Source organism: Mesorhizobium sp. WSM4935, from assembly GCF_029625735.1.
Classification (GTDB): Bacteria; Pseudomonadota; Alphaproteobacteria; order Rhizobiales; family Rhizobiaceae; genus Mesorhizobium.
Window position 1 is genome coordinate 46094 of the sequence record NZ_JARTVR010000003.1, and the last position, 18401, is coordinate 64494.

20 protein-coding genes and 1 pseudogene are annotated in these 18401 nt (G+C 63.1%); 18 read left to right on the forward strand and 3 right to left on the reverse strand.

Going from position 1 to position 18401, the window contains the following annotated elements:
- The first annotated feature begins 96 nt into the window (after positions 1–96).
- Positions 97–570, forward strand: a complete 474-nt coding sequence (locus P9273_RS08215; protein ID WP_040994689.1) for an Lrp/AsnC family transcriptional regulator — start codon at positions 97–99, stop codon at positions 568–570.
- Between the two features lie 3 nt (positions 571–573).
- Here the strand turns inward: P9273_RS08215 and P9273_RS08220 are convergent, their stop codons facing one another.
- The gene (locus P9273_RS08220; RefSeq protein ID WP_278048434.1) at positions 574–1236 is read right to left on the reverse strand and encodes a 5-formyltetrahydrofolate cyclo-ligase; all 663 of its coding nucleotides are present in this window, start codon (positions 1234–1236) and stop codon (positions 574–576) included.
- Positions 1237–1410: 174 nt separating this feature from the next.
- Between P9273_RS08220 and P9273_RS08225 the strand changes: the two genes are divergently transcribed.
- From P9273_RS08225 to P9273_RS08305, 17 genes and pseudogenes are all read left to right on the forward strand, one after another.
- The gene (locus P9273_RS08225; protein ID WP_278048435.1) at positions 1411–2676 is read left to right on the forward strand and encodes an NAD(P)/FAD-dependent oxidoreductase; all 1266 of its coding nucleotides are present in this window, start codon (positions 1411–1413) and stop codon (positions 2674–2676) included.
- A 34-nt stretch (positions 2677–2710) separates the two neighbouring features.
- Positions 2711–3217: pseudogene (locus P9273_RS08230) on the forward strand (5'-nucleotidase C-terminal domain-containing protein); the annotation flags it as partial.
- A gap of 174 nt (positions 3218–3391) precedes the next feature.
- Positions 3392–3520, forward strand: a complete 129-nt coding sequence (locus tag P9273_RS08235) for a hypothetical protein (protein WP_278048436.1) — start codon at positions 3392–3394, stop codon at positions 3518–3520.
- A gap of 102 nt (positions 3521–3622) precedes the next feature.
- On the forward strand, positions 3623–3913 hold the full coding sequence (locus tag P9273_RS08240; RefSeq protein ID WP_278048437.1) for a Dabb family protein: 291 nt from the start codon (positions 3623–3625) through the stop codon (positions 3911–3913).
- A 70-nt stretch (positions 3914–3983) separates the two neighbouring features.
- On the forward strand, positions 3984–4859 hold the full coding sequence (locus P9273_RS08245) for a VOC family protein (protein WP_278048438.1): 876 nt from the start codon (positions 3984–3986) through the stop codon (positions 4857–4859).
- Complete coding sequence (gene kdsA / locus P9273_RS08250) at positions 4856–5701, forward strand: 3-deoxy-8-phosphooctulonate synthase (protein WP_278048439.1); 846 nt, start codon at positions 4856–4858, stop codon at positions 5699–5701. Before P9273_RS08245 ends, kdsA begins: the two co-directional genes overlap by 4 nt.
- 78 nt (positions 5702–5779) lie before the next feature.
- The gene (locus P9273_RS08255) at positions 5780–6145 is read left to right on the forward strand and encodes a PRC-barrel domain-containing protein (RefSeq protein WP_040994700.1); all 366 of its coding nucleotides are present in this window, start codon (positions 5780–5782) and stop codon (positions 6143–6145) included.
- Positions 6146–6531: 386 nt separating this feature from the next.
- The gene (gene eno, locus P9273_RS08260) at positions 6532–7806 is read left to right on the forward strand and encodes a phosphopyruvate hydratase (RefSeq protein WP_278048440.1); all 1275 of its coding nucleotides are present in this window, start codon (positions 6532–6534) and stop codon (positions 7804–7806) included.
- Between the two features lie 157 nt (positions 7807–7963).
- Positions 7964–8287, forward strand: coding sequence for an FtsB family cell division protein (locus tag P9273_RS08265; RefSeq protein ID WP_040994703.1), 324 nt, complete (start codon positions 7964–7966; stop codon positions 8285–8287).
- 175 nt (positions 8288–8462) lie between these two features.
- A complete protein-coding gene (pdhA, locus tag P9273_RS08270) occupies positions 8463–9500 on the forward strand; it encodes a pyruvate dehydrogenase (acetyl-transferring) E1 component subunit alpha (protein ID WP_040994706.1) in 1038 nt (345 codons plus the stop codon).
- Positions 9501–9515: 15 nt separating this feature from the next.
- Positions 9516–10910 (forward strand): pyruvate dehydrogenase complex E1 component subunit beta, encoded by a 1395-nt coding sequence (locus tag P9273_RS08275; RefSeq protein ID WP_278048441.1) that lies wholly within the window; start codon positions 9516–9518, stop codon positions 10908–10910.
- Positions 10911–10928: 18 nt separating this feature from the next.
- Entirely contained in the window at positions 10929–12302 is a 1374-nt protein-coding gene (locus P9273_RS08280) for a pyruvate dehydrogenase complex dihydrolipoamide acetyltransferase (protein WP_278048442.1), read from the forward strand.
- A 131-nt stretch (positions 12303–12433) separates the two neighbouring features.
- On the forward strand, positions 12434–13072 hold the full coding sequence (locus P9273_RS08285; protein WP_278048443.1) for an SGNH/GDSL hydrolase family protein: 639 nt from the start codon (positions 12434–12436) through the stop codon (positions 13070–13072).
- Positions 13073–13099: 27 nt separating this feature from the next.
- Positions 13100–14566, forward strand: coding sequence for a dihydrolipoyl dehydrogenase (lpdA, locus tag P9273_RS08290; RefSeq protein WP_278048444.1), 1467 nt, complete (start codon positions 13100–13102; stop codon positions 14564–14566).
- Positions 14567–14740: 174 nt separating this feature from the next.
- Positions 14741–14998 (forward strand): GlsB/YeaQ/YmgE family stress response membrane protein, encoded by a 258-nt coding sequence (locus P9273_RS08295; RefSeq protein ID WP_040982931.1) that lies wholly within the window; start codon positions 14741–14743, stop codon positions 14996–14998.
- Positions 14999–15123: 125 nt separating this feature from the next.
- A complete protein-coding gene (gene lipA, locus P9273_RS08300; RefSeq protein WP_040994716.1) occupies positions 15124–16089 on the forward strand; it encodes a lipoyl synthase in 966 nt (321 codons plus the stop codon).
- Between the two features lie 6 nt (positions 16090–16095).
- Positions 16096–16551 (forward strand): type II toxin-antitoxin system RatA family toxin, encoded by a 456-nt coding sequence (locus P9273_RS08305; RefSeq protein WP_278048445.1) that lies wholly within the window; start codon positions 16096–16098, stop codon positions 16549–16551.
- Here the strand turns inward: P9273_RS08305 and P9273_RS08310 are convergent.
- Positions 16548–17036, reverse strand: coding sequence for a CinA family protein (locus P9273_RS08310; RefSeq protein ID WP_278048446.1), 489 nt, complete (start codon positions 17034–17036; stop codon positions 16548–16550). The genes P9273_RS08305 and P9273_RS08310 overlap by 4 nt on opposite strands.
- Positions 17033–18262 (reverse strand): bifunctional 2-C-methyl-D-erythritol 4-phosphate cytidylyltransferase/2-C-methyl-D-erythritol 2,4-cyclodiphosphate synthase, encoded by a 1230-nt coding sequence (locus tag P9273_RS08315; RefSeq protein ID WP_040994722.1) that lies wholly within the window; start codon positions 18260–18262, stop codon positions 17033–17035. The genes P9273_RS08310 and P9273_RS08315 overlap by 4 nt, the downstream gene beginning before the upstream one ends.
- Positions 18263–18401 lie beyond the last annotated feature (139 nt).

The following is an 18401-nucleotide window of genomic DNA, read 5'->3' on the forward strand; positions in this document are numbered from 1 at the left end:
ATCGTTCCGTATGTGTTTGCGAATGCACTTGCAGCGATGGTCGCTCTTCGATAATCGTTGCGCGAAACGACTGGAAATTCGCAGGAATCACGAAAAATGCCGCTCGATAGGATTGATATCGCCATTCTGGAGACTTTGCAGAAGGATGGACGGATTCCCAATGCGGCGCTTGCAGAGAAGGTCGGTCTTTCCCAATCGGCCTGTTCGCGCAGGCTCGACAATCTGGAGAAATCAGGAACCATCCGCGGCTATCACGCCCGGCTGTCCAATTCCGCGCTCGGCCACCAGATGACGGCAATCGTGCACATATCGCTGTCGGGGCAATTCGAAAAGACGTTGTCGGATTTCGAGGCGGCGATCAAGCGCTGCCCGAATGTGCTTTCCTGCCACCTGATGTCGGGCGAATACGATTACATCCTGCGCATCGCGGCCAAGGACCTCGTCGACTACGAGCGCATCCACAAGGAATGGCTGTCGGCCATGCCGCATGTGACGAAGATCAACTCATCCTTCGCCTTGCGCGAGATCGTCGATCGCACGGCGGTTGGGCTGCGGCCCGAGATGGCTTGACCCTCACTTACCTTCGGCAGCCTCCGTCACCACAGTCGTCATCGGAATGTCGTGCGGCTGCGGGTAGATGGTCGGGATGCGCTGCAATTCGTAGCCGACGCCGATGACCAAAGGCCTGAACGGCATCGCGGCGAGCGTCCGGTCGTAGAAGCCGCCGCCATAGCCCAGTCGGTATTTGCCGGGATCGATGCCGACGATCGGCGAGATCACGATGTCGGGCAGCACCGGATCGCCTTCGGCCGGGATCGGAATGTTCCAGACACCCTTTTCCAGCCGGTCGCCCGGTCTGTAGGCGCGAAACACCAGGGGTTGTCCCTTTTCGATGACGACAGGCAGCGCGGTGCGGCCGCCGCGCTCATTGATCGAGGCCATCCAGCCGCGCAGATCCGGCTCGCCGCGAAACGGCCAATAGAGGCTGACCATCCGGCCGTCTATATCGCCGATCAGCGCGTCGATGCCGTCCGCGATGCGTGCCGACATGGCGGCGCGCGCGTCGGCTGAGACGGCGAGGCGGGCATTGATGAGCCGCTCGCGCTCGGCCTTGCGCCATCGCCTGACATCCGTCCAGTCGGAGAGCGGCTCCCGATATTCCGGTTCGAGCTCATGCATGAAGCAGGGCGGCGATGCGTATTGGGCCGGCCCTTCGTCGTCGCGATTATCAGCCATGATAGGTTCCTGTCGTGCTGTCTCACGCTATACCTGTGGCAGGGCGCGCTACATGTGCATTCACGACGCGACGCGACGACTCTGGGGCATGTTTCCTGTCCGGCACGATGTTGTTGCAGTGCACAAAAATACCTACATCCCTGAGTGATCGTTCTACGTCGCGAGATGGATGAAATGAGCGAAACCGAGCATCATGTCGTGGTCGTTGGCGCCGGGTTCGGCGGGCTCGAGCTCACCCGCGCGCTGCATGGCGCGCCAGTGCGCATCACCATGATCGACAAGCGCAATCACCATCTGTTCCAGCCGCTGCTGTACCAGGTGGCGACGACGTCGCTGGCAACCTCGGAGGTCGCCTGGCCGATCCGCCATCTCCTGCGCAGGCGCAAGGACGTGACGACGCTTCTCGGCAATGTCACCGGCGTCGACCGCGCCGGCAAGCGCGTGCTGCTCGAAGACGGCAGTGCGATCCCCTATGACACGCTCGTGCTCGCCACCGGCGCGCGCCACGCCTATTTCGGCCATGACGAGTGGGAACCGTTCGCGCCCGGGCTGAAGACGCTCGAGGATGCCACCGCGATCCGGCGCCGCATTCTGCTCGCTTTCGAGCAGGCGGAACGCGAGGCCGACCCGACGAAGCGCCAGGCGCTGCTGACGCTGGTCATCGTCGGCGGCGGGCCGACGGGCGTCGAGCTCGCCGGCACCATTGTCGAGCTCGCGCATGACACGTTGCGCGGCGAATTCCGCAACATCGACACGCGTCAGGCACGCGTGGTGCTGATCGAGGCCGGCGACCGAATCCTGGCCAATTTCGCGCCGCAGCTCTCCGATTATGCCCGCAAGGCGCTGGAACGGCTGGGCGTCACCGTCGAGCTTGGGCGCCCGGTGACACAACTCGATGCCGAAGGCGTCGTCTTCGGCGACAAGCGCCTGCCGGCTAGGACGATCATCTGGGCGGCCGGCGTTGCCGCTTCGCCGGCTGCCGAATGGCTGGGGGCGGCGGCCGATCGGGCGGGCAGGGTGCTGGTCGAGCCCGATTTGACGGTGCCGGGCAATCCCGACATCTTCGTCATCGGCGACACCGCGCATGTCTTGAGGCCGGATGGAAAGCCGGTGCCGGGCGTGGCGCCCTCGGCCAAGCAGGAGGGCAAGCATGTCGCCGCGACGATCAAGGCGCGGCTCGCCGGCGACACGGCGACGCGTCCCTTCCAGTACCGGCATGCCGGCGACCTTGCGACAATCGGCAAGCGCGCCGCCGCCATCGATTTCGGCTGGATCAAGCTCACCGGCTGGCTCGCCTGGTGGCTCTGGGGCATAGCGCATATCTATTTCCTGATCGATTTCCGCAACCGCCTGGCGGTCTCGCTTAGCTGGCTATGGATTTATCTCACAGGTCAGCGCAGCGCGCGCCTGATCACCCAGGGCGACGACGACAAAAGCTAATTCTTCGCCTTCATCGACACGTCACCTTGTCGTGATCGAGCCGGGCAAAGCGGACCAGCCGCTCATCAACACAGACTTCCCCTCCTACAATTTCGACGTCATCGACGGTGTCACTTACAGGATCGACCTGTCGCAACCGCCGAAATACGATGCCAAGGGTGGCGTGGCGAATGCCGGTTCCAACCGCATCGTCGACCTGAAATTCGACGGAAAGCCGATTGATCCGGCGGCGAAATTCGTCGTTGCCACCAACAATTACCGCGCCGGCGGCGGCGGCAATTTCCCCGGCATCAACGCTTCGAAGATCATCTACGAGGCGCCTGACACCAACCGCGACGTGATCGTGCGCTATGTCGTCAGCGAAGGCACCATCAACCCGTCCGCGGACGGCAACTGGTCGTTCGCACCGCTGCCCGGCGCCAGCGTCGTCTTCGAGACAGGGCCGAGGGCCAAGGATTTCATCACCGAGGTGAAATCCCTGAAGATCGAGCCTGCCGGCGAAGGCGAGGCAGGCTTCGCCAGGTATCGCATCCCGCTTTGATCCGGCCAACCTAGTGGGCGGTTCGACTAGAGCCGGCCGTGCACTCCGTGCGGCACTGCCTCGCCTCAAGCCGGCACAAAGGCAAAAGCGGCACCAGGCAAAAAGCAGTGAACTGGCAAGATCGCTGCGGCTCCCGCTCTGGTTCCGGCCATTCACATGCGGTAATTTTTAGCCATGCGTTATGTGATCGTCATCGTCGCCATCACCTTCTTCCTGATCTGGGACGGTCTTTACAATCACGGCCACTATCTCGATGTGACCGTGCGGGAAATGTCGCGCATCGTGCGCTACGTCACCGGGTAAGGTCTCGCTGGGTTCGCGCTGCGGGCGCGACATCGTTGCCGGTTGACGTCTGGGCATTGCTCCCACAGAAACCCCGCTGAACCGACGAGCAGGGAGGCTGGCTTGATCCGGCACATCGTTTTCTTCAGCGTGCGGCGCAAGGAAGATATCGAGGCTGTGCGCTCGGGCCTGCAGGCGCTCGGCAATATTCCTCACTCGAAGCATTTCGAGGTGACGCTCAACACCAAGGTCGATCTGTTCTCCAACGCGATCGACGTGGTCGTCTATGCGGAGTTCGAGGACGAGGCCGCCCTTGCCGCCTACAAGGCGCATCCGATTTACGCGGATACAACCAGCAAGGTGAAGCCGTTGCGCGAACTGCGCTATTCGGCCGATATCGTGGCTGCGGCCTGAACCGGCGGAGCGCTTCCCGTCGGTCCGCTGCTCTTGAACCGCGGGCCGGAATGGGGCACATCCCGCCGGCATGATCGAAAGCTCCGCCCATCCGCTCGACCATCTCGTGCTGCCGACACGGAGCCTCGATACCGTACGTTCGCGTCTGACCTCACTTGGCTTTGTTGTCGCGCCCACGGGCATCCACCCGTTCGGCACGGAGAATGCCTGCGTCTTTTTTGCCGACGGCACTTACCTGGAGCCACTTGCTATCGGCAACGAACAGACGACGGACCGCGCCATAGGCGAGGGTAATGTCTTCGTCGCACGCGACCGCCTTTACCGTCAGACCCTTGGCGATGAAGGCTTTTCCGCTGTCGTGTTCGCCACCGCCAATGCCGATGCCGATCATGCGCGCTATGTCGAGGCTGGCCTCTCGGCCGGCGAGATGCTGAGCTTCTCCCGCGCCTTCACCGACGCAAACGGCAAAAGCGACACTGCTTCCTTCAAGCTGGCATTCATATCCGACAAGGAGGCCGATGAGGCGTTTCTCTTTGCCTGCCAGCGCATCAACGCGCCGAAAATCGACCGAACGGCCCTGCAGGCGCACGGTAATGGCGTGACGGGTATTCTCGAAATCGTCGCCGTCAGCGACAGACCAGCCACGCAGATTGGATTGATCGCCACCGCTGCCGGCGCGGATGCAAGCGGCGGCGATGCCGTGCGGCTGCCGAATGCGGTCCTCAGCGTTCTCTCGTCTGAAGACTATGGCTCGCGCTTCGGCTTGATGGCCAAGCCATCACGGCATCTGCGCTTCGTGGCCATCGTCCTCTCGGTGCGCGACAAAGCTGCCGTGATGCGCCTGCTTGCGAAGAACGCCATCGATCACAACATGAGCGGCAAGGATATCGTCGTTGCCCCGGCGCCCGGGCAGGGCGCCGCCTTCATCTTCCGGGAGATCCCATGAGCAAGCCCCTGGCGCCCAATGCATCGGTAACCGTCGGCAAGGTCGTCTTCGCCAACAATGCGCCGCTGTCGCTGATCGCCGGCCCGTGCCAGCTTGAATCGCGCCAGCACGCTTTCGACATGGCCGGCGCGCTGAAGGAATTGACGCAACGTCTGGGTATCGGCCTCGTCTACAAGACAAGCTACGACAAGGCCAACCGCACCTCGCTGTTGGCGACGCGCGGCGCCGGCCTCGACGCGGCGATGCCGATCTTCGACGATCTGCGCAAGGAGTTTGAGCTCCCGGTGCTGACCGACGTCCATACCGAGGAACAATGCGCGATCGTCGCGCCGCATGTCGATGTCCTGCAGATTCCGGCCTTCCTGTCGCGCCAGACCGACATGCTGGTGGCCGCGGCCAAGACCGGCAAGGTCATCAATGTGAAGAAGGGCCAGTTTCTCGCGCCCTGGGACATGAAGAACGTCGTCGCCAAGATCACCGGCTCCGGCAATCCGAACGTGCTTGCCACCGAGCGCGGCGTCTCGTTCGGTTATAACACGCTGGTCTCGGACATGCGCGCGCTGCCGGTCATGGCCGAGATCGGCGCCCCGGTGATTTTCGACGCGACCCATTCCGTCCAGCAGCCCGGAGGACAGGGCGGCTCGTCCGGCGGCGAACGGCGCTTCGTCGAAACGCTCGCGCGCGCGGCCGTTGCCGTCGGCGTGGCCGGTGTCTTCATCGAAACCCATCAGGATCCCGACAACTCGACATCTTCCGACGGTCCAAACATGGTTCCGTTGAAGGACATGCCGGCGCTGCTTGAAAAGCTGATGGCCTTCGACCGGATAGCCAAGGGCCAGTAGGGCGGAACGCAAAAGTCTGGAACCTTAGCCCGCTCCCCTCATTGTCCAGACGGACATTCCAATGAGAGGAGCACAAGAATGACTACTCCGTCTGGCCACACCGAAGCCATCGCCGCTTCACGCGTCATTGGCACTTCGGTTTACAACACCGCTGGCGACAACATCGGCAGCATCGAGGACGTGATGCTCGACAAGATGTCGAACGGCATCATGTTCGCCGTCATCGGCTTCGGCGGCTTCCTCGGCATGGGCGAAAAGTACCACGCAATTCCCTGGGCAAGCCTCGACTATGACGAGAACCAGGGCGGCTACGTCGTGCCGTTCACCAAGGAGCAGCTGAAAGCCGCACCGGCCTATTCCATCGAGGAACTGACCGGTGCCGATGGCGAAGCTGCGCGCGATGCGTCCTTCGAGTATTACCATGTGAAGCCTTATTGGCATTGACAGGCGGCACATCGCGAATCGAAAGGCCCCCGCATACGCGATGCGGGGGCCTTCTCTTCTCGCTCTATTCTGCTGCGTGGAGAGTAGACAATTCCATCGAGCTTTGCTGCGGCTCTTGATGGTCGCATGACGTCAGGAACGCCGCTGCGATCAGGAACAAACTCACGATACCGCTCAACTGGGACATGGCGAAACTCCTCCTGTTTCGCCCCGCGCGAACACGACCATAGATGACAACGGTACGCGACGCGCATGACTTATGATGACAGAAATTTGCGCTTCGTGAATCCGGCCCGCGGCAATAATTGCCAAGCCGCCGATTGCCTTTTGCGCCGCTTTGGCTAAGAGGGGCGCGACGCTTCAATCGATCAATCGGGGACATCGCAATGACCGCCATCATCGACATTGTCGGGCGTGAAATCCTGGACAGCCGTGGCAATCCGACCGTCGAGGTCGATGTGGTGCTGGAAGACGGCTCGATGGGCCGCGCCGCGGTGCCGTCGGGCGCATCGACCGGTGCGCATGAGGCGGTCGAACTGCGCGACGGCGGGCCTCGCTATCTCGGCAAGGGCGTCCAGCGCGCGGTCGAGGCCGTGAACGGCGAGTTGTTCGAGGCGATCGGCGGCATGGAAGCCGAGAACCAGATCCATATCGACCAGACGATGATCGAGCTCGACGGCACCCCGAACAAGAGCCGCCTTGGCGCCAACGCCATCCTCGGCGTGTCGCTGGCGGTCGCCAAGGCCGCGGCCGAGGCCGCCGGCCTGCCGCTCTACCGCTATGTCGGCGGCACGAAGGCGCACATCCTGCCGGTGCCGATGATGAACATCATCAATGGCGGCGCGCATGCCGACAACCCGATCGACTTCCAGGAGTTCATGATCCTGCCCGTCGGCGCGCCGACGCTGCGCGACGGTGTGCGCTGGGGCTCGGAGATCTTCCACACGCTGCGCAAGAAGCTCAAGGACGCCGGCCACAACACCAATGTCGGCGACGAGGGCGGCTTCGCCCCCAACCTGAAGAGTGCGCCGGCGGCGCTCGATTTCATCATGGAATCGATCGAGAAGGCCGGCTTCAAGCCGGGCGAGGATGTCGCGCTCGGCCTCGACTGCGCGGCGACCGAGTTTTTCAAGGACGGCAACTATGTCTATGAAGGCGAGAAGAAGACCCGTGACCCGAAAGCGCAAGCCAAGTATCTCGCCAAGCTGGCTGCCGACTATCCGATCATCACCATCGAGGACGGCCTCGCCGAGGACGACTGGGAAGGCTGGAAGATCCTGACCGACCTGATCGGCAGGAAGGTCCAGCTCGTTGGCGACGACCTGTTCGTCACCAATACGGCGCGGCTGCGCGACGGCATCCGCATGGGCGTCGCCAATTCCATTCTGGTCAAGGTCAACCAGATCGGCTCGCTGACCGAGACGCTCGACGCGGTCGAGACCGCGCACAAGGCCGGCTACACCGCCGTCATGTCGCACCGTTCGGGCGAGACCGAGGATTCGACCATCGCCGACCTCGCGGTTGCCACCAATTGCGGGCAGATCAAGACCGGCTCCCTGTCGCGTTCGGACCGCATGGCCAAATACAACCAGCTTATTCGCATCGAGGAAGAGCTCGGCAAGCAGGCGCGTTACGCCGGTAAGTCGGTGATCAAGGGCTGATCCGGCCTGTTCTGACGATCCTCAAAAAGGGCGGGCCACTCCCGCCCTTTTCGTTTCCGGCCACCGTGCAATGGGTCGTCCGTAACCGTCCATTAAGCACAATCGGGCGAAATAAGACTCATGGTCGCTTGCGTTCGCGGCCGCGAGGGTTCGGGTCATGTGGACACGTCAGCACAAGCAGAGAAACACCGGCAGGCTGATCATCCCCTCGCTCTGCGTGCTATTCCTGGCCTATTTCGGTTTCCATGCCTATCACGGCGAATTCGGCATCTATTCCAAATATCGGCTCGAGGCCCAGGCGGTGGAGTTGCAGGCGCAGCTCGATGCCGTGAAGGCGCGCCGGATTGACTTCGAGCGCCGTGTCCAGCTGATGCACGAAGGCACGCTGGAGAAGGATATGCTTGACGAGCAGGCCCGAAAGGCGCTCAATCTGTCCCAGCCCGACGAAATCACCATCATGCTGCCCGCACCAACGAAATAACCGAACTTCGGTTAATCGTCTTTATTCGCAATGATTCTAATCGCTTAGATGCATGCCAGCCATGCATTTTTCAGCATGGCGCAATGCATTCTTGCATGTTAGCCTCGCGCAAATCGGTGGGGAGGCGATCGATCTCCCTGAATGTCCGCGAAGAGACGCCAACAGGGAGTGACGCATGGCCACCGCCGCCAAAAAAGCGCCCGCCAAATCCAGATCCGACAAACAGCCCAATCTCTCAGCGCCCAAGCCCGCTGATTTCACCAAGGAAGAAGAGCTTTCCGCTTATCGGCACATGCTGTTGATCCGCCGCTTCGAGGAGAAGGCCGGCCAGCTCTACGGCATGGGCTTCATCGGCGGCTTCTGCCATCTCTATATCGGCCAGGAGGCCGTCGTCACCGGCATGAAGATGGCGCTGGTCGAAGGCGACCAGATGATCACCGCCTATCGCGACCATGGCCACATGCTGGCGATGGACCTGTCGCCGCGCGGCGTCATGGCCGAGCTCACCGGGCGCCGCGGCGGCCTGTCGAAAGGCAAGGGCGGCTCCATGCACATGTTCTCCAAGGAGAAGCATTTCTATGGCGGCCATGGCATCGTCGGCGCCCAGGTGTCGCTCGGCACCGGTCTCGCCTTCGCCAACCGCTACCGCGACAACAAGAACGTCTCGCTCACCTATTTCGGTGACGGCGCGGCCAACCAGGGCCAAGTCTATGAAAGCTTCAACATGGCCTCGCTGTGGAAGCTGCCGGTGATCTACATCATCGAGAACAACCGCTACGCCATGGGCACGTCGGTGTCGCGCTCGTCGGCGGAGACCGACTTCTCCAATCGCGGCGCTTCCTTCAAGATCCCCGGCTTCCAGGTCGATGGCATGGACGTTCGCGCCGTGAAGGCCGCGGGCGAGCTCGCCACGGAATGGTGCCGCGCCGGCAATGGCCCGCTAATCCTCGAGATGCAGACCTACCGCTATCGCGGCCATTCGATGTCCGACCCCGCCAAATACCGCTCCAAGGAGGAAGTGCAGAAGATGCGCTCCGAGCACGACCCGATCGAGCAGGTCCGGGTGCGGCTGCTCGACAAGAAGTGGGCAAGCGAGGACGAGCTCAAGGCCATCGACAAGGAAGTCCGCGACATCGTCGCCGACGCCGCCGAATTCGCCCAGAACGACGCCGAGCCGGATCCGTCCGAGCTCTGGACCGACATCGTACTCTAAGGAGAGGGCAAGGACATGCCGATCGAAATTCTCATGCCCGCGCTCTCGCCGACGATGGAAGAGGGCAATCTTTCCAAATGGCTGAAGAACGAAGGCGACAAGGTCGTCGCCGGCGACGTGATCGCTGAGATCGAGACCGACAAGGCGACGATGGAAGTCGAAGCCGTCGATGAGGGCACGCTCGCCAAGATCGTGGTTCCCGCCGGCACTGAAGGCGTCAAGGTCAACGCGGTCATCGCCGTGCTTGCGGTCGATGGCGAAGATGTCGACACGGCCGGCGAAGGTATCGGTGAAGAGGAGCCGCCAACCAAGGCTGAGGCAGCGCCGGCTCCGGCACAAGCCGCGGCAAAACGCGAGGCTCCCGCTCCTGTCGCTGCCGCGCCGAAGACGGAAGCCGCCGCCGATCCGGACATTCCCGCCGGCACCGAAATGGTTTCGACCACGGTGCGCGAAGCGCTGCGTGACGCCATGGCCGAGGAAATGCGCCGCGACGGCGATGTCTTCGTCATGGGCGAGGAGGTTGCCGAGTACCAAGGCGCCTACAAGATCACGCAGGGCCTGCTGCAGGAATTCGGGCCGCGCCGCGTCGTCGACACGCCGATCACCGAGCACGGCTTTGCCGGCGTCGGCGTCGGCGCGGCGATGGCGGGGTTGAAGCCGATCGTCGAGTTCATGACGTTCAACTTCGCCATGCAGGCGATCGACCAGATCATCAATTCTGCCGCCAAGACGCTCTATATGTCCGGTGGCCAGATGGGCGCGCCGATCGTCTTCCGTGGCCCGAACGGCGCCGCGGCCCGCGTCGCCGCTCAGCACTCGCAGTGCTACGCCGCCTGGTACAGCCATATCCCCGGCCTAAAGGTGGTGATGCCCTATACGGCAGCCGACGCCAAGGGCCTGCTCAAGGCCGCGATTCGCGATCCGAACCCGGTCATCTTCCTCGAGAACGAGATCCTCTACGGCCACTCCTTCGAGGTGCCGAAGCTCGACGACTTCGTGCTGCCGATCGGCAAGGCGCGTGTCCACAAGCAGGGCAAGGACGTCACCCTCGTCTCCTTCGGCATCGGCATGACCTATGCGGTCAAGGCGGAGGCCGAACTGCGCGGCATGGGCATCGATGCCGAGATCATCGATCTCAGGACAATCCGGCCGCTCGACTTCGACACGATCATCGCCTCCGTGAAGAAGACCAACCGTCTCGTGGTGGTGGAAGAAGGTTTCCCGCAGAACTCGGTCGGCGATCACATCGCCAACCAGGTCTCGCAGCGCGCCTTCGACTTCCTCGACGCGCCGGTGATCACCATCGCCGGCAAGGATGTCCCGATGCCTTATGCGGCGAATCTGGAAAAGCTGGCTTTGCCCAATGTCGGCGAGGTCGTCGAGGCAGTCAAAGCCGTCACCTATCGCTGAGCCGGTCCGGAGGACATCATGCCAATCAACATCACCATGCCGGCGCTCTCTCCGACCATGGAAGAAGGCAACCTGTCAAAGTGGCTGGTTAAGGAAGGCGATAAGGTTTCGCCGGGCGACGTGATCGCCGAGATCGAGACCGACAAGGCGACGATGGAAGTCGAGGCCGTCGATGAAGGCACGGTCGCCAAGCTGGTGGTGCCGGCCGGCACCGAGGGCGTCAAGGTCAACGCGCTGATCGCCATCCTGGCCGGCGAGGGCGAGGATACCGCCGCCGCGGCCAAGAGCGGCGGCGATGCGGCGCCCAAGGCCGAAGCAACGAAAGCGGAAGCCCCGAAGGCCGAAGCGCCCAAGGAAGCGCCCAAAGCGGCGGCCGCTGCGGCGCCCGCGCCGGCGAAGGCTGAGCCCGGTCCCGCCGCCAACGGCCACGCCGCCGGCGATCGGGTCTTTGCATCGCCGCTGGCCCGCCGCATCGCCAAGGATGCCGGCGTCGACGTGACGGCGCTGACCGGCTCCGGTCCGCATGGCCGCGTGGTGAAGGTCGACGTCGAGGCGGCGATCGCGTCCGGCAGCGCAAAGGCCGCGCCGACTGCGAAGGCGCCCGCCGGCGCTCCGTCCGCTCCGGCTCCTGCTGCGAAGCCGATGTCGGACGACCAGGTGCTGAAGCTGTTCGCCGAAGGCTCCTACGAGCTCGTGCCGCATGACAACATGCGCAAGACCATTGCGCGTCGCCTGGTCGAGGCAAAGTCCACCATCCCGCATTTCTATTTGACGCTGGACTGCGAGCTCGATGCGCTCTTGGCGCTGCGCACGCAGTTGAATGCCGCCGCCCCGATGAGAAAGACCGACAAGGGCGAGGTTCCGGCCTACAAGCTCTCGGTCAACGACCTGGTCATCAAGGCGATGGCCATGGCGCTGATGGCGGTGCCGGATGCCAACGCCTCCTGGACCGAGAACGCCATGGTCAAGCACAAGTACGCCGATGTCGGCGTTGCGGTGTCGATTCCCGGCGGCCTGATCACGCCGATCATCCGCCATGCGGATGAAAAGACGCTGTCGACCATCTCCAACGAGATGAAGGACCTGGCGAGCCGCGCCAGGAGCCGCAAGCTGAAGCCGGAAGAATATCAGGGCGGCACGACGGCGGTGTCCAATCTCGGCATGTTCGGCATCAAGGACTTTGCCGCCGTCATCAACCCGCCGCATGCGACGATCCTGGCGGTCGGCGCGGGCGAGGAGCGGGCGGTGGTGAAGAAGGGCGAGATCAAGATTGCCACGGTCATGTCGGTGACGCTCTCGACCGACCATCGCGCGGTCGACGGCGCGCTCGGCGCGGAGCTGCTGGGCGCCTTCAAGCGCATGATCGAAAACCCGATGGGCATGCTGGTCTAGGAAGGAAAGGCGGTGTGGAAATTCTTCACCGGCCTTTTCGCCTTGATCATTTTCGATCCCCCCGGCGAGCCGTGTGCTCGCCGCGGCGTCAGGCGTTCGCGGCCAGGTTTCGGCAGGGGTGAGGCAACCGCATGAAGACAATTCTGTGCTATGGCGACTCGCTGACCTGGGGCTACGACGCCGCCAGCCTCGGCCGCCATGCGCTCGAAGATCGCTGGCCGAGCGTGCTCGCGGCCGAGCTCGGCGGCGACGTCGAGGTCATCGCTGAAGGTCTCAACGGCCGCACCACGGCCTTCGACGACCATCTGGCCGGTGCCGACCGCAATGGCGCCCGTATTCTGCCGACGATCCTAACCAGCCATGCGCCGCTGGATCTCGTCGTTATCATGCTCGGCTCCAACGACATGAAGCCTTGGATCCACGGCAATCCGGTCGCGGCCAAGCAGGGCATGCAGCGGCTGATCGATATCGTGCGCGGCCATGACTATCCCTTCGACTGGCCGGCGCCGCAGATCCTTATCGTCGCGCCGCCCGCGGTCACCCGCACCGACAATGCCGAATTCAAGGAAATGTTCGCCGGCGGCGACGACGCCTCCAAGCGTCTGGCGCCGCAATATTCCCTGCTGGCCGACGAAGCCGGCTGCGGCTTCTTCGATGCCGGCACGGTTGCCACCACCACGCCGCTCGATGGCGTTCATCTCGATGCCGAGAACACGCGACGTATCGGCCAGGCGCTGGCGCCGCTCGTGCGTGTCATGCTCTCACTCTAACCCCCAGAAAGATCAGGGAGAAAACCCGTGGCTGAATCCTACGACGTCATCATCATCGGCTCGGGCCCCGGTGGCTATGTCACGGCGGTGCGTTCCGCCCAGCTCGGCTTCAAGACGGCGATCGTCGAGCGCGAGCATCTGGGCGGCATCTGTCTCAACTGGGGCTGCATCCCCACCAAGGCGCTGCTGCGCTCGGCCGAGATCATGCATTATTCGGATCACCTCAAGGATTACGGCCTGAAGCTCGAAGGCGGCAAGATCAGCCCGGACACGGCCGCCGTGGTCGACCGCTCGCGAAGAGTGTCACTCAGGCTGAACACCGGCGTCGGCTTCCTGATGAAGAAGAACAAGGTCGATGTCATCTGGGGCGAGGCGAAGCTTTCGAAGGCTCCTTCCGGTGACAAACCGGGCGAGGTCGTCGTTTCGAAGACCGCCAAGAAGGCGATGGAGCCGCAGCCGCCGGTGCCGAAGAACGTCAAGGGCGAGGGTACCTACACCGCCAAGCACATCATCCTGGCGACCGGCGCCCGCCCGCGCGCGCTGCCCGGCATCGAGCCGGACGGCAAGCTGATCTGGACCTATTTCGAGGCCATGGTGCCGAAGGAAATGCCGAAATCGCTGCTGGTCATGGGTTCCGGCGCCATCGGCATCGAATTCGCCTCCTTCTACCGCACCATGGGCGCCGACGTGACCGTGGTCGAGCTGCTGCCGCAGGTCATGCCGGTCGAGGATGCCGAGGTCTCTAAATTCGCGCAGAAGCAGTTCGAGAAACAGGGGATGAAGATCATCCTCGAAGCCAAGGTGACCAAGGTCGAGAAATCAGCCAATTCGGTTACCGCGCATGTCGAGATGAAGGACGGCAAGGTCGAGAAGATCAGCGCCGATCGCATGATTTCGGCGGTCGGGGTGCAGGGCAACATCGAAAATCTTGGCCTGGAAGCGCTCGGCGTGAAGACGGACCGCGGCTGTGTCGTCGTCGACGGCTACGGCAAGACCAATGTGCCCGGCATCTATGCCATCGGCGATGTCGCCGGCCCACCGATGCTCGCCCACAAGGCCGAGCATGAGGGCGTCGTCTGCATCGAAAAGATAGCCAATTTCCCGGGCGTGCACGCCATCGACAAATTGAAGATCCCCGGCTGCACTTATTGCAGCCCGCAGGTCGCGTCCGTTGGCCTGACCGAAGCGAAGGCCAAGGCCGAAGGCAAGGATATTCGCGTCGGCCGCTTCCCCTTCAGTGCCAATGGCAAGGCCATCGCGCTCGGCGAGGACCAGGGCTTCGTCAAGACCATCTTCGACAAGAAGACCGGGCAGCTTCTCGGCGCGCATATGGTGGGCGCGGAGGTGACCGAGCTCATCCAGGGTTTTGTCGTGGCGATGAACCTGGAGACGACCGAGGAAGAACTGATGCACACGATCTTCCCGCATCCGACGCTGTCGGAGATGATGAAGGAGAGCGTGCTCGACGCCTATAGCCGCGCTTTGAACGCATGACAGGTCACCGATTGGTGACAGGCCACCAATCGGTGATGAATCGCCGATCGGCGATAGGTGGCCGATCTGTGCTAAATTGGTCGGGCGAGACTCACACGCGGCAGCCGGAGAAAACTGACGGCAAGGCAGTTCATATCCGGATGCATTTTCATCTGATCGAGGAGGAATTGGCACATGCATATGAATGGCGTCGGCTGGATCACGGCCATCATCGTCGGCGGTCTGGCGGGTTGGTTCGCCGAAATGGTTATGAAGAGCAACACCGGCATCTTCATGAACATCATCATGGGCATCGTCGGCGCCGTGGTGCTGAACGCGATCCTGCAGGCTCTGAACATCCAGTCCTTCGGCGTCGGCTGGGTCGCCTATCTGATCACCGGTTTCATCGGCGCCTGCCTGCTGATCTTCGTGGGGCGGCTTGTTCGGCGCTGAACGCATGCCGCTATGCGGAAAAGGCCGTGGCGGCATGCGCCGGCGCGGCCTTTTTCTTTGCCTCGAAAAGTCTTAGATGACGAAGGACAGGCGGCCGCCGACACCGCGGCCGCGAAGGATTTGAAATGGTCACAGTCGTAGACACGATCGCCAACCGGCCGCGCCCGCGGCATCCCGAGAAGGCGCACAGGCCCGACCAGGAGGTGCTGCGCAAGCCCGACTGGATCCGCGTCAAGGCGCCGGTTTCCAAAGGCTATGCCGAAACGCGCGAGATCGTGAAATCGCACAAGCTGGTGACGGTGTGCGAGGAAGCCGGCTGCCCGAATATCGGCGAATGCTGGGACAAGAAGCACGCCACCTTCATGATCATGGGCGAGATCTGCACGCGCGCCTGCGCCTTCTGCAATGTCGCGACCGGCATCCCGACGGCGCTCGATCCCGATGAGCCGGCACGCGTGGCGCACGCCGTCAGGCAAATGGGGCTGAGCCACGTCGTCATCACCTCCGTCGACCGCGACGATCTGGCCGACGGCGGCGCGCAGCATTTCGCCGACGTTATCCACGCCATCCGCGCGGCGGCACCTTTGACGACGATCGAGATCCTGACGCCCGACTTCCTGCGCAAGGACGGCGCGCTGGAGATCGTCGTTGCGGCCAAGCCCGACGTCTTCAACCACAATCTCGAAACCGTGCCGTCGAACTACCTGACGGTCCGTCCCGGCGCGCGTTATTTCCACTCGATTCGGCTTTTGCAGCGGGTCAAGGAACTCGACCCGTCGATCTTCACCAAATCCGGCATCATGGTCGGCCTCGGCGAGGAGCGGAACGAGGTGCTGCAATTGATGGACGATCTGCGTTCGGCCAATGTCGACTTCATGACCATCGGCCAGTATCTGCAGCCTTCCAAGAAGCATCATCCGGTGATTCGCTTCATTCCGCCGGACGAGTTCAAGTCCTATGAGACGATCGGCAAGACCAAGGGTTTTCTCCTCGTCGCGTCGAGCCCGCTGACGCGCTCCTCGCACCATGCCGGCGAGGATTTCGCCAGGCTGCGCGCGGCGCGCGAGGCGCAGCTGGCGAAGGCCAGCTGACCTTCAATGCCGAAATTCGAGGCGACACGCCGCGTCGCGCATACGCCGCAAGAGATGTTCGCGCTGGTGGCTGACATCGAGGCCTACCCGCAATTCCTGCCGCTCTGTGAATCGCTCACCGTGCGCTCGCGCAAAGAGCGCGACGGCCGCACCATCCTGGTCGCCGACATGAGCATCGGCTACAAGGCGATCCGCGAGACCTTCACGACGCAGGTGCTGCTGAAGCCCGACGAGAACGCGATCGATGTCAAATACATCGACGGCCCGTTCAAATATCTGAGCAACATCTGGCGCTTCGATCCCGCCGAGGGTGGCTGCGAGGTGCATTTCTTCATCGACTACGAATTTAAGAGCCGCATCCTGGGCGCTCTGATGGGCACGATGTTCGACCGCGCTTTCCGCATGTTCTCGGAAGCCTTCGAGAAGCGCGCCGACGTCATCTACGGCGCGAAACCGGCCTAACGTTCGCCAAGCGTCCGCAATCCGAGTTGCAGCGCATGCCGCACCGTCTCATGCCGGATGAATTCGCGGCCCTTTTGGCCGAACAATTGTTGTTCGGCGACCACCGGCTGCCCGGCCAATGCAACCCCGAACCAGACCAGACCGACCGGCTTGTCCGCCGAGCCGCCGCTGGGGCCGGCAATGCCGGTGACGGCGAGGGACAGGCTTGCTTGCGAATGCGTCAGCGCGCCTGCCGCCATCTCCAGCACGGTCTCGCGCGAGACCGCGCCATGCGCGTCGAGCGTGGCTGCGGAGACGCCGAGCATCTCCATCTTGGCTTCGTTGGAATAGGTGATGAAGCCACGATCGACCACTGCGGAGGACCCGGCGATGTCGGTGAGCGCGGCGATGATCAGGCCGCCGGTGCAGCTCTCGGCCGTCGCCAGCATGATGCTGCGTTGCTGGCAGGCCTGGAGCAATGCAATGGCGAGTTCGGCGTTGCTCATGCCGGCACTTCTCCCGGATAGACGACGCTGGCCGTGGCGATCGCGGCAATGCCTTCGCCGCGCCCGACAAAGCCGAGCTTCTCGTTGGTCGTGGCCTTGATCGAAATGCGCTCGGGCGCAATGCCGAGCATGGCCGAAAGCGCCTCCGTCATCGCCGCGCGATGCGGCCCCACGCGCGGTGCCTCGCAGATCAGCGTGATGTCGGCATTGGCGATGCGGCCGCCGCGCTCACGCACCAGCTTCGCCGCGTGCTCGACGAAGATCTTCGAGGCCGCCCCCTTCCATTGCGGGTCCGATGGCGGGAAATGCGTGCCGATGTCGCCGGCGCCGCAGGTGGCAAGCAGCGCGTCGGTCAGCGCATGCAGCCCGACATCGGCGTCCGAATGGCCAGAGAGTTTTCGCTCATAGGGAATGGCGACGCCGCAGAGCGTCACATGGTCGCCGGGCTCGAACGCATGCACGTCGTAGCCATTGCCGGTGCGAATATCCGGGAAGCGCTGCTGTGCGTTCGAGAGCCGCTGGTCGGCCAATGCAATGTCCCTTGCCCAGGTGAGTTTGACGTTGTCCGGCGATCCGGGAACGATCTTGACCGGTATCTGTGCCCATTCGGCGATCGCCGCGTCGTCGGTGAACTCGCTCTTGCCCAGATGATGCGCCTTCTCATGCGCGGCGAGCAGCGGCCAGAACGGAAAACCCTGCGGCGTCTGCGCGGCATGAAGGCCGGCCCTCGACACCGTCTCGTCGATCATGCCGGTGGCCGATTCTCGCTTCAGCGTATCGGCGACGGGCAGCGCCGGCAACGCGCCCTGGCGCTCGCCGATGGCCTCTATGGTGCGGTCGATCAGCCCGGCGTCGACGAACGGGCGTACGGCGTCATGCACCAGCACTTTTGCCGGTGCCTGCTCCCGCAGCGCTAAGAGGCCGAGACGGACGGATGCCTGGCGCGAGGGGCCGCCGATAACAGTGATGAGACGCTCGGCATGCGCCCCCGCCGCGCGCTGCAAAAGCTCGGCATCGTCGGCATGGATGGCGACGACGACCGGCCCTATCAGGGGATGGGAAAGGAACATATCCAACGTATGCGCAATGACGGCACGACCGCCGATGCGCTGATACTGCTTCGGGCCGTCGGCCTGTCCGGCGCGCGCACCGCGGCCGGCGGCGACGATCACCACCCCGATCCCGCCGCGTGGGGACGCCGCTTGCTTTTCGCTTGCCTCGCTCATTCCGATCGGTCCTAGAGCCGGATGATTTCAGGTCGATTCGACCTGAAATCTGAATCCGTCTCTAAATCAAAGAAGTAGAGCATGATGTCGGCCGAAAACCGCTCACACTTTTCGGCATCATGCTCTAGTCGGGGTGATG

Bases quoted from the DNA above. Each gene is read 5' to 3' on its own strand.
- P9273_RS08215 (WP_040994689.1), top strand. From the start codon at position 97: ATGCCGCTCGATAGGATTGATATCGCCATTCTGGAGACTTTGCAGAAG.
- P9273_RS08220 (WP_278048434.1), bottom strand. From the start codon at position 1,236: ATGGCTGATAATCGCGACGACGAAGGGCCGGCCCAATACGCATCGCCG.
- P9273_RS08225 (WP_278048435.1), top strand. From the start codon at position 1,411: ATGAGCGAAACCGAGCATCATGTCGTGGTCGTTGGCGCCGGGTTCGGC.
- P9273_RS08235 (WP_278048436.1), top strand. From the start codon at position 3,392: ATGCGTTATGTGATCGTCATCGTCGCCATCACCTTCTTCCTGATCTGG.
- P9273_RS08245 (WP_278048438.1), top strand. From the start codon at position 3,984: ATGATCGAAAGCTCCGCCCATCCGCTCGACCATCTCGTGCTGCCGACA.
- kdsA (WP_278048439.1), top strand. From the start codon at position 4,856: ATGAGCAAGCCCCTGGCGCCCAATGCATCGGTAACCGTCGGCAAGGTC.
- P9273_RS08255 (WP_040994700.1), top strand. From the start codon at position 5,780: ATGACTACTCCGTCTGGCCACACCGAAGCCATCGCCGCTTCACGCGTC.
- eno (WP_278048440.1), top strand. From the start codon at position 6,532: ATGACCGCCATCATCGACATTGTCGGGCGTGAAATCCTGGACAGCCGT.
- P9273_RS08265 (WP_040994703.1), top strand. From the start codon at position 7,964: ATGTGGACACGTCAGCACAAGCAGAGAAACACCGGCAGGCTGATCATC.
- pdhA (WP_040994706.1), top strand. From the start codon at position 8,463: ATGGCCACCGCCGCCAAAAAAGCGCCCGCCAAATCCAGATCCGACAAA.
- P9273_RS08275 (WP_278048441.1), top strand. From the start codon at position 9,516: ATGCCGATCGAAATTCTCATGCCCGCGCTCTCGCCGACGATGGAAGAG.
- P9273_RS08280 (WP_278048442.1), top strand. From the start codon at position 10,929: ATGCCAATCAACATCACCATGCCGGCGCTCTCTCCGACCATGGAAGAA.
- P9273_RS08285 (WP_278048443.1), top strand. From the start codon at position 12,434: ATGAAGACAATTCTGTGCTATGGCGACTCGCTGACCTGGGGCTACGAC.
- P9273_RS08295 (WP_040982931.1), top strand. From the start codon at position 14,741: ATGCATATGAATGGCGTCGGCTGGATCACGGCCATCATCGTCGGCGGT.
- lipA (WP_040994716.1), top strand. From the start codon at position 15,124: ATGGTCACAGTCGTAGACACGATCGCCAACCGGCCGCGCCCGCGGCAT.
- P9273_RS08305 (WP_278048445.1), top strand. From the start codon at position 16,096: ATGCCGAAATTCGAGGCGACACGCCGCGTCGCGCATACGCCGCAAGAG.
- P9273_RS08310 (WP_278048446.1), bottom strand. From the start codon at position 17,036: ATGAGCAACGCCGAACTCGCCATTGCATTGCTCCAGGCCTGCCAGCAA.
- P9273_RS08315 (WP_040994722.1), bottom strand. From the start codon at position 18,262: ATGAGCGAGGCAAGCGAAAAGCAAGCGGCGTCCCCACGCGGCGGGATC.